Genomic DNA, 12,046 nt, shown 5'->3' with positions numbered 1-12,046 from the left:
AATGAAATGTATCCACATTCGCTCCGGCGGCCAAGAACCCATTGATCACACGAAATACCCCGGTGCATTACCGGGGTTTTCAATGTCACAGGTTGGCACGGCTTAAAGCTGGGCCATCACCTCGTCGGTTGCCTCGAAGTTGGTTGTCACGCGTTGAACGTCGTCGTCATCTTCAAGCGCATCGACCAGCTTCATCAGCTTTTGCATGTCCTCAAGACCCAGCTCGGTCGTTGTGGTCGGTTTCCAGACCAGCTTGGTCGATTCAGACTCGCCCAATGCGCCTTCCAAAGCGTTGGACACTTCGTTCAGATCGGTATCCGCGCACCAGATAATGTGGCCGTCATCAGAGCTTTCGACATCTTCGGCGCCCGCTTCGATCGCCGCCTCGAAGATTGTATCCGCATCGCCTGCTTCGGAGGGATACACGACCTCACCCTTTCGGTCGAACATGAACCCGACCGAGCCGGTCTCGCCCAGGTTGCCGCCATTTTTTGAGAAGGTCGAACGCACCGTCGATGCGGTTCGGTTTCTGTTGTCGGTCATGGTCTCGACAATCACCGCAACACCATTGGGACCGTAGCCTTCGTACCGGATTTCCTCGTATTCTTCGCCTTCGCCCGCTACAGATTTCTTGATGGCGCGGTCAATCACGTCCTTGGGCACCGAGTTCGACTTGGCCTCTTTCACCGCCAGACGCAGACGCGGGTTTTTATCCGGATCAGGGTCACCCATCTTGGCGGCAACGGTGATCTCTTTTGAAAGTTTGGAAAACAGCTTGGACCGCGCGGCGTCCTGACGCCCCTTACGGTGCTGGATATTGGCCCATTTTGAGTGGCCTGCCATGTTGCGTCCTCGTCATCGTGGTTGCGTAATTGGCGCTCATATAGACGTTTGCAAGGGGCAGGATCAAGACACCGGCTTGTTCGGATCGTTTCCGCAGTTATGGTGGCGGTATGACGACGGATCAGATTATTCTTTTTGCCCTTTTCATCAGTGTATTCGGAATGCTGCTATGGGGGCGCTTTCGGTACGATCTGGTTGCCTTTGCCGCATTGATGATTGGCGTGGTCCTGGGGGTGGTATCGGTCGACAATGCGTTTTCCGGATTTGGCCACCCCGCAACAATCATTGTGGCACTGGTTCTGGTCGTCTCGGCCGGACTTGTCCGATCCGGCGCGGTGTTTTTGATCACGCGCACCCTGGTCGATGCATCCCGCGGTCTGGGCGCTCACATCGCGCTGATGGGCGGGATCGGAGCGGTGCTGTCAGCCTTCATGAACAACGTCGCGGCGCTGGCCCTTTTGATGCCGGTGGACATCCAAACCGCGCGCAAGGCAGGTCGTTCGGTGGGCCTCAGCCTCATGCCGCTGAGTTTCGCCACGATCCTGGGCGGCATGGCGACGTTGATTGGTACCCCGCCAAACATCATCATCGCATCCATCCGGGCGGAAACACTGGGTGAGCCATTCCGCATGTTCGATTTTGCCCCGGTTGGCGGGCTTGCCGCGATTGCCGGTCTGACCTTTGTCGCCCTGATCGGCTGGCGATTACTGCCTGACCGAGGCGCGGAAAAAGAAACCTCGGAAGTTCTGGCGGATTACATTGCCGAACTGACGATACCGGCCGGGTCTGCCCATATCGGCAAGCGCGTTGCGGAACTCTACGACACGGCGGAAAAGTCCGACGTGGCCATTATCGGCATGATCCGCGACGGGAAACGTCGATACGGACGGGCTGCAAACGCGATCCTGCGCGAAGGCGACGCACTGGTTCTGGAAGCCAAGCCCGAAGCATTGGATGAATTCCGCGCGGCGCTCAATCTGGATTTCTCGGACTCGCGCAGACAGGAACTGCTTACGGCAGAGGGCGACGGGCTTGAGGTGATTGAAGTCGTTGTTCCCGAAAGCGCCCGCATCAACGGGCGCACCGCGCAGGCCCTTGGTTTGGCCTGGCGGCAGAGCACCGTTCTGATGGGAATTTCGCGGCAGGGTCGACGGATCACAAGTCAGGTCCGCAAAACAGACGTGCAGCCGGGTGACATTCTGTTGTTGCTCTGCCCGCGTGATCGCGGAGCGGATGTGACCGAATGGCTCGGCTGCTTGCCGTTGGCGGAACGCGGTTTGAGCGTCACCGCAAATGACAAGGCTTGGCTCGCCATCGGATTGTTCGCCGCCGCCGTTCTGGCGGCCAGCGTTGGTCTTATCTATCTTCCCGTGGCGCTGGGGTTGGTGGTGATTGCGTATGTTCTGACCAAGATCATGCCTATCGCTGACATCTACAATCATATCGAATGGCCCGTGGTTGTGCTTTTGGGGTCAATGATCCCTTTGGGCAGTGCGCTGGAAACGTCGGGCGGAACAGAATTGATCGCGAACGCATTGATTCAGCTGACGAACGGTTTACCGGCCTGGGCCATACTCACGGTGTTGATGGTGGTCACCATGACCCTGTCAGACGTGCTGAACAACACCGCAACAGCAATAGTCGCAGCCCCCGTGGGTATCCAGATGGCGCGCACGCTTGAGGTTTCGCCCGATCCGTTCCTGATGACAGTCGCGGTTGCGGCATCTGCGGCTTTCCTGACCCCGATTGGGCATAAGAACAATACGTTGGTTCTGGGTCCCGGTGGCTACAGGTTTGGCGACTACTGGCGCATGGGTCTACCGCTTGAAGTTCTGATCATTGCGGTTTCCATCCCCGCCATTCTTGTATTTTGGCCGCTTTGACGGGTAAGAGCCGCCTATGAAACGCTTTCTTATCCTGCAGCTGCGTCCCGAGACCGATGCGTCCGACGCCGAATTCGCCTCGATCCTCAACCGGAGCGGACTGTCGCCCGATCAAACGCATCGAATCCGGCTGGATTGCGAAAACCTGCCTGTGGGCTTGGATGTGACCGATTACGCCGGTGTCATTGTCGGCGGCGGCCCCGGATGCGTCAGCGATGATCCGGCAGCCAAATCCCCCCTGGACGCCAAGATCGAGAACACGATCATGGGGCTGATGCCTCAGATCACTGGGCAGGATCACCCGTTCATGGGATGTTGCTATGGGCTGGGTATACTGGCTGCGCATCTGGGCGGCGACGTCAGCAAAAGGCAATTCAGCGAGCCCGTTGGGCCGTCCGCGTGCCGTCTGACCGAGGATGGCCGACAAGATCCGCTGACCCGCGACCTGCAACCGAAATTTGATGCGTTCGTCGGCCATAAAGAGGCCGTTCAAGCCCTGCCCCAAGGGTGCGTGCATCTGGTAGCGTCCGATGCCTGCCCCATTCAGATGATCCGCTGGGGCGAAAACGTCTATGCCACGCAGTTCCACCCCGAGGCCGACGCCAAGGATTTTGAACAGCGGATCTATATCTACAAAGAACATGGCTATTTCCCGCCTGAAGATGCGCAATCACTGATAGATGTTTGCCACGCTGCGGACGTGACCCAACCCGGCGAAATCCTGCGGCGCTTCGTCGAACGTTACGCGTGACCTAACGGAGCGGTTGCCTGCCCCTCCGCCCCTCGCTTAGGCTGGACAGGACGGCTTGGGGAGGAGTTGTTCTTGGATCTGCTTATCAATGTCGGCCTGCCATTGTCGTTGGCCATAATCATGTTGTCTTTGGGTGTCGGACTGGAGGTCGCTGATTTTCGTCGCGTTCTGGGGCGAAAATACCCATTCGCGATTGGCGCGCTGTGTCAGGTTGTTCTGCTTCCTGTGGCCGCCTTCGCGACGGTCAAATTGTTCGGTCTTCCGCCGGAAATTGCCGTCGGCTTCATGCTGCTCAGCTTTTGTCCCGGCGGTGTTACCAGCAACATTTTGTCAAAACTGGCGAAAGGCGATGTCGCCTTGTCGGTGAGCCTGACCGCGGTCATCAGCCTGCTTTCGGTGTTGACCGTGCCGATCCTTGCCGCGTGGTCGGTGGCCCATTTCATGGGCGAGAACGCCCCCGAGGTATCAATCAGCGGCCTGGCTATCGCCATGTTCCTGATCACAACGCTGCCTGTGGCGATTGGCGTGACAATTCGCAGCTTTGCAACGGGGTTTGCAAACCGGATTGATGTTCCACTCTCGCGGCTTGCGACTGTCCTTTTTGTTCTGATCGTCATTGCCGCATTGGCCGGAAACTGGAGCATTTTCGTCGACAACCTTGGCATCATGGGTGCTGGGCTGATCACATTGAACGTGGCCTTGCTGTTGATTGGCCTTGGACTGGCGCGTGCCGCAAAACTTTCCTGGACCGAGAGCAAGACGATTTCGATCGAAACAGGCATTCAAAACGGAACGATGGGCATCACGTTGGCTGCGTTGATCACCGGGACGGAAAGCGGCTTTAGCCCGCTTGCCCTGCCTTCGGCCGTTTATGGGATCATGATGTATGTCGTGGCCATCCCGTTCCTGATCTGGTTCCGCAACCGATAAAAAGGGAAACGAAATGACCAAAAACTCTGCGGACGCGATTGTCGTGGGCGGCGGTCTTGCCGGTCTGGCGGCGGCAGCGGAACTGGGCGATCGCGGCAAAAAGGTAATCGTGCTGGATCAGGAGCCCGGGCATTTTTTGGGTGGTCAGGCATTTTGGAGCCTTGGTGGGCTCTTTATGGTCGATACGCCGGAACAGCGCAGAATGGGCATTCGGGACAGCCACGGTCTGGCCTTGCACGACTGGATGGGAAGCGCCCAATTTGATCGCGATGAGGATCTTTGGCCGCGTAAATGGGCAGAAGCCTATGTAGAGTTTGCTGCCGGCGAAATGCGGCCCTGGCTCTATCAGATGGGCCTGCGTTGGTTTCCCGTCGTCGGCTGGGCCGAACGCGGGGGTTCTTTCGCCGAAGGTCACGGCAATTCGGTTCCACGCTTTCACATCACCTGGGGAACAGGGCCCGGCGTGCTCGAGCATTTCATAAGACGGGTCAGGGAACACGAGCAGGCCGGACTTATCGAACTGAAATTCCGCCACCAAGTCAGCCACATCATCATGCAAAACGGCGCGGCCAAAGGCGTTTCCGGCGAGGTTCTGGCCGAAGACGATGCCCAGCGCGGCGGCAAGACCAACCGGGACGAGGTCGGGGAATTCGAGGTTTACGCCCCTTCGATCATCGTCACATCCGGTGGGATTGGCGGAAACTTTGAAATGGTGCGAAGGAATTGGCCGCGTGACCGTCTCGGAGAGCCGCCTCAGGACATGGTGGCAGGCGTTCCGTTCCACGTAGATGGCCGAATGATCCCGATCAGCGAAAAGGCTGGCGGTCATGTGATCAACGGCGACCGTATGTGGCATTACACCGAAGGCGTGCGCAACTGGGACCCGATCTGGCCAGCGCACGGCATCCGCATCCTGCCCGGGCCAAGTTCGATGTGGTTTGACGCCCGCGGGAACCGCTTGCAACCGCCCTGTCTGCCCGGATTCGATACTTTGGGGACGCTGCGGGAGATCCTGAAAACCGGCTATGAATACAGTTGGTTTGTTCTGACGCAGAAGGTCATCAAAAAAGAGTTTGCGTTGTCCGGTTCCGAGCAGAACCCAGACTTTACATCCGGCAGTTGGAAAGAAGTCATCCGACAGCGGGTTCTTTCAGGGTCGAAAGCCACCGCGCCGGTCGAGGCTTTCAAGGAAAAGGGTGAGGATTTCGTGGTCGCCAACACGTTGACCGAGTTGGTGACCGGCATGAACCATCTGGGCGGCGGCTTGATAGACGAGGCACATTTGCGCGCACAGATCGAGGCGCGGGATTCTCAGGTGGACAACCCCTTTGCAAAGGACGCGCAGATGATGGCGATCCTTGCTGCACGCAACTATCGTGGGGACAGATTGATCCGCACAGCCAAACCGCATCGGTTTCTCGACCCGGCAAACGGGCCGTTGATCGCGGTAAAGCTGCACGTTCTGACCCGCAAGACCCTTGGTGGGCTGCAAACCAATCTGGACAGCCAGATGGTCGGCGCCGACGGTCAGGTAATTCCCGGCCTCTACGCCGCAGGCGAAGTTGCCGGTTTTGGCGGCGGCGGCTACCACGGTTACAACGCGCTGGAAGGCACATTCTTAGGCGGGTGCATTTTCTCTGGCCGCAACGCGGGCCGGTCGCGGGCCGTTGCTTGATTGTTCAGACTTACGGCGTGCGGACGAACTTCAGAACCGGTTCCCCTGCCCCGTCCAAGAACACAAGGCTGTCCCCGGCGACCGCGTAGGTTTGTACCTTCTGCAATGCATCAAAGAACTGCTTTTCGACCTCTTCCAACGCAGGCGGGCATGCCATAAGGGTCGCGGCCATGTTGTCCGGAAAGTCAATCATCGCTCCGGAAATCTCGGCCTGCCCGGAAAACCGATTGCATCCGCCCGTACCACCAAATGCGCCACCCTCGGCAAACTCGATCTGCGGCTGGCGTTCTGCGTTCACCACGTCGCCATATATCCCGACGGCCGTCCATTTGCTGTTCTCAAGCATGGCTGCCCCCTGACCGCCGGAACCACTGGCTTGAACCAATACTAGGTCTGCTTGGCTCCCGGCCCCGTTTGTCAGAACCGGATAGACCTGATCGGTGGTCATCAGCATCTTGTCGCCTTGGGCAATCGTCGCCCTGACGCTGTAGCGCATCCCTTCTTGGATCAGCGCATCATCGTAAGTAAGCGTAAACGGAGCGGGCACTCCAGTCAGAGCATAGCGTTGCGAAGACAGCGTCACGGAAGGCGCATCAGCGCGGGACACATCCAGCAGTTCCACATAAAGCGTGGTGTCCGGCATAACCGCGATCCGCTCGCGATAGGTTGCTGTGCCTTCGATAGATCCGGCAAAGGCAGTCGAACCAATGACCACCGCGAATGCAGCGGCACTCAGTACAGTTTGTCCTGTTTTGGCCATGGGTTTATTCCTTTTCGTACAATTCACGACTCAAAGATCGTGAGATATTATGACTTTACAATGAGTGGCCCAAAAAATCAGCGGTTCTGCGCCGATCTCACAACGGCCAGATCAGCGGAATCAATAAAGACGCCAACAAACCAACGGTCAGGTTCAGTGGCACACCGACTTTAAGAAAATCCGTGAAGCGATAGCCGCCAGGACCATAAACCATCATGTTCGTCTGATACCCGATAGGTGTCGCAAACGATGCGGAGGCGGCGACCATTACCGCCACCACCAGCGGGCGCGGGTCAATCCCAACAGCTTCGGCCAAGCCAATCGCGATGGGCGTAACAACGACGGCAACAGCATTGTTCGACACCAATTCCGTCAAAACCGAAGTCAGTAAATATACGGCCCAGATGATCAGGAACGGTGGCAAGGCGCTCAGACCCGGCGCGACCGCTTCGACGATCAAAGAAACCGCGCCGGACTCGCCCAGCGCGGCGCCAATGGCGAGCATTGCAAAAATCAACGCCAACAGGCGGCCTTCTACAAAGGAAAACGCTTCGTCTGCGTCGATGCACCGGGACATCAAAACAACAGCAACGGCAACGACTGACAACAGAAGGATCGGTGCGATTCCGAGCGCGGCCAGTGCCACGATCCCAATCAATGCGCCAATCGCAATCGGCGCGTGGCTGCGCCGGAATGCCCGGGCCGAAGGTTGAGAGACATCGACCATATCCATTTCGGCGGCAAGCCTTTGAATGTCTCCCGGCGCACCCTCCAGCAAAAGCGTATCGCCAACGCGAACAACCAGATCGTCCAATTGCCGCCCGATGTTTTGGTTTCGGCGATGAACAGCCAGAACATAAACACCATATCGGCGACGCAACCGCATCGCGCCCAACGTCCGGCCAACCATACGGCATCCCGGCGTGATCAGAACCTCGACTGTCTTGGTTTCCACCGCCGAGACTTGGTCGACCCGTTTGAGTTCCTTGTTCGTTTGCAAACTCAGCAACTCGGTCATTTCCGTTCGTAAAACAACACGATCGCCGACATTCAACTCAACGCCCTTGAGGTTTCGGCGCAGCGATTCATCGCCGCGCACAACGTCGATCAGGCGCACGCCGGGTCTTTTGAACAGCTGTACACCAGTCACCTCGCGCCCGATCAGGTTACTGTCCGGCGGGATGACAGCTTCGGTGAAGAACTTCATCTTGGACCGGTCGCTGAGCATCGTGGCCATGCTGTCCCGTTCCGGCAGAAGAAACGGTGCGATGAAGCGCAGGTAAAACATGCCGTAAATCACCAAGGCAATTCCAAGCGGGGTGACCTCAAAGATAGTAAACGCGGCCATGCCTTCCGCGCGTGCGACACCGTCGACCAACAGGTTCGTGGAAGTGCCGATCAACGTCAGCGTGCCGCCCAAAATCGCGGCATAGCTTAGCGGAATCAGGAGTTTTGACGCCGGAACACCCAGCGTCCGCGCGATCTGGACAAAAACCGGGATCATAACGACCACGACAGGCGTGTTCGACACAACCGCCGAGGCGACAATTACAAAGGCCATAAGCAGGCCGATCGCAATGCGAGGGTTCACCTGGGCCTGCCTTTGCGCGACCGATGTGAAGGCGTCCAAAGCCCCGGTCCGGACCAGTGCGCCCATGATTATGAACATCGCAGCGATGGTCCACGGCGCCGGGTTGGAGAGAACCGCCAGCGCGCTTTGATAAGGCAGAATGCCAGATATCAGCATGAGGGCGACGCCACCAATAGCGACCACCTCGGTCGGATAGACCTCGCGCAGGAACATAACAAACATCCCTGCAACAATCATCAGCGCCAGTATTGCGCTGCCCATATCTGTCAGTTGAAGGAATTGCATTCTTGGTATTCTGTCCGAACCCTAGCCTGGCACGTGTGCCCTGCATTCAGTGTCCCCGATTGCGTGCGACAGGGCAAGCCCGACATACCTGTCAGGGTTCGGCCTGCTGCAATCGACCGCCCACGCGCACCATTTTTATGCTTTTGGCATGCCCATCGCGGTCATCCGTCTCGACAAAGACACCGCTCAGGGTCGCGTCGCCGTTTGCTGGCGTGAACCGCGCCTTTGGCATGCCGGTAATGAAACGGCGCATTGGTTCCAGTTTGTCCATGCCAATGACCGAGTCATAGTCGCCGCACATCCCTGCATCGGTTAGATAGGCGGTACCGCCGGGTAGCACCTGCGCGTCTGCCGTCGGCACATGGGTGTGCGTCCCCACCACAAGACTGACGCGCCCGTCGCAATAGTGCCCCATCGCCATCTTTTCCGATGTTGCCTCGCAATGCATATCGACGATGATCGCCTGCGCCTGTCCGCCGCGCGGATGCGCCTTGAGGACCGGTTCGATAGCCGAAAAAGGGTCGTCAAATGGGCGTTTCATGAACACCTGTCCCAAGACTTGCGCGACCAGAACCTTTCGGCCCCCGGGCGCGGTATAAAGCCGATGCCCGCGTCCGGGTGCGCCCTTGGCAAAGTTGATCGGCCGCACGATGCGCGGTTCGGTCTCGATAAACTGCAGCATGTCCTTTTGATCGAATGCATGATCGCCCAACGTCAGGCAATCGGCACCGGCGTCCAGCAGCAGTTTCGCATGATCCCCGGACAGGCCCATTCCATTCGAGGCGTTTTCACCATTGATCACGACGAAGTCCAGCCGCCACTCATTGCGCAGGCGTGGCAAATGCTGTTGCACAGCAGCGCGACCTGCGCGCCCCATCACATCACCAAGAAACAATATCCTCATCCAAACCCTCGTAAGTGTGGTATCTCACAAGCACAAGTGCTTAAACTGCGGCACAAAACGAAGAATTTCATTCGACCGGAGGATATTCATGCACCGCTTCCTGATCCCGACCGCGATCCTGCTTCCCCTTGCCGCCTGCGATCCGGCGCCGGAGCAATCCACCGAACTGGCCAACCCCGCTGCAACCTTCTGTATCGAGAGCGGCGCAGAATACGAAATACGCGACGGAGAAAATGGTCAGACCGGCGTGTGCATTCTGCCCGATGGCCGCGAAGTGGATGCGTGGGAGTATTTCCGAGAGAAAAACCCCGGCTGACGCTTGAACGATTGCCACGTCAGAACGTCAGCACCCGGCTTTCGGTAATGACCATGTCCAATGGCTGATCTGTTGGCTCAAGCGGCAGGGTCTTTGTTTCTTGCGCATCGAAGGCGAACCCGATGGCCAGTGTCGGGCGTTTGGCGCGCAGTTTTTCCAGCGTTCGGTCATAAAACCCGCCGCCATAGCCCAAACGCCCACCGTGGGCGTCAAAAGCAACCAGGGGAACGATCAGAATCTCGGGGTCAAAGTACTCGTCGACTTCGGGTACCTTCGCGCCGAATGGCCCTTCTTTCAAAGATCCTTCGGGGGACCAGCGGGAGAACTTTAATGCTTGCCCCGCCGCCTGAATAACCGGCACGCCGACATGGCCGTATGCAGACGCTTCGGCCATGGCGGCCAGCGGATCAATCTCGGTTCGGATCGGCATGTATCCCGACAAGGGCACGCCCCGGTGCCCGGCCAAAACTTCGGACAAGCGACCTGCAGCGCCGGGCAATCGGTTATCAAAAGCGACCTTGCGCCGGGCAAAGGCCGCCTTGCGCGCGGCAGCTTTGATTTCACTTAGATCGGTCACAGCAGCACCACGCTGGCAAGGCCAAGAAATATGAAGAACCCCATGACGTCCGTCGTGGTCGTCACAAACGTTCCCGACGCCAGCGCCGGGTCTGCGCCCAAACGGTCCAGCACGACCGGTACTACCGTACCGACAAACCCCGCGATGATCATGTTCACGACCAAAGCCGTCCCGATCACGACACCCAGCATCGGAGAGTCGAACCACATCATGCCGACCGTTCCCAGAACGATTGCAAAGCAAAGGCCATTGAGTAGCCCAACCAGCAATTCTCGCCTGATCACGCGCGCCACGTTTGCCCCGGTCAAGTCGCGGGTGGCCAATGCACGCACGGCCACTGTCAGCGACTGCGTTCCGGCATTGCCGCCCATCGACGCAACGATGGGCATCAGAATGGCCAACGCAACCAGTTGATCAATCGCGGCTTCGAACTGCGAAATCACCAAAGACGCACAAATTGCAGTGCAAAGATTCACGGTCAGCCACGGCAGGCGCCGCCTGCTGGTGGCGGCGACGCTGTCCGAGATCGAGCTTTCTTCACCCACACCGGCAAGGCGCAGAATGTCCTCCTCGTGTTCCTCGTCCAACACAGCCATCGCGTCGTCGATGGTGATCACCCCAACAAGACGTCCATCTTCGTCTACAACAGGGGCTGAAATCAGGTGGTACTGGTTGAACGCGTAGGCCACGTCCTCTTCGTCCTGATCGACGGGAATGGTGTAGAATTCCTCGTCGGCGATGTCGCGAAGGTGTTTTTCGCGCCGTGTGGCCATCAACTTGCCCAACGTCACCTGCGCGATGGGTTTCAGGCGGGGATCGACAAGCACGACATGATAGAATTGATCCGGCAAGTCGTCATTGGCCCGCATGAAATCGATGGCTTGCCCTACGGTCCAGTGTTCCGGCGACATGACAACTTCGCGCTGCATGAGGCGGCCAGCCGAATTTTCCGGATATGACAGCGCCTGCTCTGCCGCATGTCTTTCGGAATCCTCAAGCGCATCCAGAATGGTTTCCTGTTGCGGCTCTTCCAGGTCTTCCAGAAGGTCAACGACATCGTCGCTTTCCATCTCGCGCACCGCTTCGGCGAGCACGTCGGGCCTCAGAACGCTGATGACCTCTTCCCGCACGGCCTCGTCAAGTTCCGACAGAATGTCGCCATCGAATTCCTTGTCGTACAGGCGGATCAGCCGGGTTCGGTCATACGGATTGATCTGTTCAAGAAGGTCGGCGATATCGGCCGGATGCAACGGCTCCATGAGTTCGACGAGCTTTTCGCGGTCGTCGACGTCCACAGCGTAAAGGATCGCCGCGACCGTCCGTCGATCCAGCGCATAGGCGTCTTCGTCCCGGGTCTGATCTGGCCCGACCTCGTCAATGCCTGTGGTCATGCGCGGCCCCCATTTCTCGGCGATTGGGGTCTAAATAGAAGAAGCAGCTACCGGAAAACAATGACAATGCGCCGATTTACCCGCAACTTTCGCCCCCGTATGCTGTGGCGCGGCAACAAAACGGGTGGAGTGACCAAGAC

General features: G+C 58.1%; 11 protein-coding genes. 5 read left to right on the top strand and 6 right to left on the bottom strand.

Features of this window, described 5'->3' with window-relative positions; translation table 11 throughout:
- Nucleotides 1–102: 102 nt before the first annotated feature.
- The gene (locus RA28_RS04365; protein WP_039524068.1) at nucleotides 103–843 is read right to left on the bottom strand and encodes a YebC/PmpR family DNA-binding transcriptional regulator; all 741 of its coding nucleotides are present in this window, start codon (nucleotides 841–843) and stop codon (nucleotides 103–105) included.
- 110 nt (nucleotides 844–953) lie between these two features.
- Between RA28_RS04365 and RA28_RS04360 the strand changes: the two genes are divergently transcribed.
- The 4 genes from RA28_RS04360 to RA28_RS04345 all read left to right on the top strand — a co-directional run bounded on the left by RA28_RS04360 (nucleotide 954) and on the right by RA28_RS04345 (nucleotide 6,082).
- Nucleotides 954–2,726: an SLC13 family permease gene (locus RA28_RS04360; RefSeq protein ID WP_039524066.1), complete on the top strand. Its 1,773-nt coding sequence runs from the start codon at nucleotides 954–956 to the stop codon at nucleotides 2,724–2,726.
- Nucleotides 2,727–2,742: 16 nt separating this feature from the next.
- A complete protein-coding gene (locus RA28_RS04355) occupies nucleotides 2,743–3,477 on the top strand; it encodes a glutamine amidotransferase (protein WP_039524063.1) in 735 nt (244 codons plus the stop codon).
- A gap of 72 nt (nucleotides 3,478–3,549) precedes the next feature.
- Nucleotides 3,550–4,407 carry a bile acid:sodium symporter family protein gene (locus tag RA28_RS04350; RefSeq protein ID WP_039524061.1) on the top strand — a complete coding sequence of 286 codons (858 nt, stop codon included), beginning with the start codon at nucleotides 3,550–3,552 and terminating at the stop codon, nucleotides 4,405–4,407.
- Between the two features lie 13 nt (nucleotides 4,408–4,420).
- On the top strand, nucleotides 4,421–6,082 hold the full coding sequence (locus RA28_RS04345; RefSeq protein WP_039524058.1) for an FAD-binding dehydrogenase: 1,662 nt from the start codon (nucleotides 4,421–4,423) through the stop codon (nucleotides 6,080–6,082).
- Nucleotides 6,083–6,092: 10 nt separating this feature from the next.
- On the opposite strand, the gene RA28_RS04340 is transcribed toward RA28_RS04345, so the two are convergent.
- The 3 genes from RA28_RS04340 to RA28_RS04330 form a co-directional block, all read right to left on the bottom strand.
- On the bottom strand, nucleotides 6,093–6,842 hold the full coding sequence (locus tag RA28_RS04340; protein WP_039524056.1) for a YbaY family lipoprotein: 750 nt from the start codon (nucleotides 6,840–6,842) through the stop codon (nucleotides 6,093–6,095).
- A 97-nt stretch (nucleotides 6,843–6,939) separates the two neighbouring features.
- Nucleotides 6,940–8,718: an SLC13 family permease gene (locus tag RA28_RS04335; protein WP_039524054.1), complete on the bottom strand. Its 1,779-nt coding sequence runs from the start codon at nucleotides 8,716–8,718 to the stop codon at nucleotides 6,940–6,942.
- Nucleotides 8,719–8,809: 91 nt separating this feature from the next.
- Nucleotides 8,810–9,622 (bottom strand): TIGR00282 family metallophosphoesterase, encoded by an 813-nt coding sequence (locus RA28_RS04330; protein WP_039524051.1) that lies wholly within the window; start codon nucleotides 9,620–9,622, stop codon nucleotides 8,810–8,812.
- Nucleotides 9,623–9,710: 88 nt separating this feature from the next.
- Here RA28_RS04330 and RA28_RS04325 point away from each other — a divergent pair, with 88 nt between their 5' ends.
- Nucleotides 9,711–9,938 carry a putative hemolysin gene (locus RA28_RS04325; RefSeq protein ID WP_039524049.1) on the top strand — a complete coding sequence of 76 codons (228 nt, stop codon included), beginning with the start codon at nucleotides 9,711–9,713 and terminating at the stop codon, nucleotides 9,936–9,938.
- Between the two features lie 19 nt (nucleotides 9,939–9,957).
- On the opposite strand, the gene RA28_RS04320 is transcribed toward RA28_RS04325, so the two are convergent.
- Both RA28_RS04320 and mgtE read right to left on the bottom strand, forming a co-directional pair.
- Nucleotides 9,958–10,515, bottom strand: coding sequence for a 5-formyltetrahydrofolate cyclo-ligase (locus RA28_RS04320; RefSeq protein ID WP_039524046.1), 558 nt, complete (start codon nucleotides 10,513–10,515; stop codon nucleotides 9,958–9,960).
- Nucleotides 10,512–11,906 carry a magnesium transporter gene (mgtE, locus tag RA28_RS04315; protein ID WP_039524044.1) on the bottom strand — a complete coding sequence of 465 codons (1,395 nt, stop codon included), beginning with the start codon at nucleotides 11,904–11,906 and terminating at the stop codon, nucleotides 10,512–10,514. Before mgtE ends, RA28_RS04320 begins: the two co-directional genes overlap by 4 nt.
- Between the last annotated feature and the right edge of the window lie 140 nt (nucleotides 11,907–12,046).

The sequence above is a fragment of the Ruegeria sp. ANG-S4 genome (genome assembly GCF_000814005.1).
Classification (GTDB): Bacteria; Pseudomonadota; Alphaproteobacteria; order Rhodobacterales; family Rhodobacteraceae; genus Ruegeria.
The sequence above is the reverse complement of the archived record's forward strand: the minus strand, read 5'-3'. Positions and strand labels throughout refer to the sequence as shown.

Excerpts from the sequence above, each read along its gene's own strand:
- RA28_RS04365 (WP_039524068.1), bottom strand. The coding sequence starts at position 843 with ATGGCAGGCCACTCAAAATGGGCCAATATCCAGCACCGTAAGGGGCGT.
- RA28_RS04360 (WP_039524066.1), top strand. The coding sequence starts at position 954 with ATGACGACGGATCAGATTATTCTTTTTGCCCTTTTCATCAGTGTATTC.
- RA28_RS04355 (WP_039524063.1), top strand. The coding sequence starts at position 2,743 with ATGAAACGCTTTCTTATCCTGCAGCTGCGTCCCGAGACCGATGCGTCC.
- RA28_RS04345 (WP_039524058.1), top strand. The coding sequence starts at position 4,421 with ATGACCAAAAACTCTGCGGACGCGATTGTCGTGGGCGGCGGTCTTGCC.
- RA28_RS04340 (WP_039524056.1), bottom strand. The coding sequence starts at position 6,842 with ATGGCCAAAACAGGACAAACTGTACTGAGTGCCGCTGCATTCGCGGTG.
- RA28_RS04335 (WP_039524054.1), bottom strand. The coding sequence starts at position 8,718 with ATGCAATTCCTTCAACTGACAGATATGGGCAGCGCAATACTGGCGCTG.
- RA28_RS04330 (WP_039524051.1), bottom strand. The coding sequence starts at position 9,622 with ATGAGGATATTGTTTCTTGGTGATGTGATGGGGCGCGCAGGTCGCGCT.
- RA28_RS04325 (WP_039524049.1), top strand. The coding sequence starts at position 9,711 with ATGCACCGCTTCCTGATCCCGACCGCGATCCTGCTTCCCCTTGCCGCC.
- mgtE (WP_039524044.1), bottom strand. The coding sequence starts at position 11,906 with ATGACCACAGGCATTGACGAGGTCGGGCCAGATCAGACCCGGGACGAA.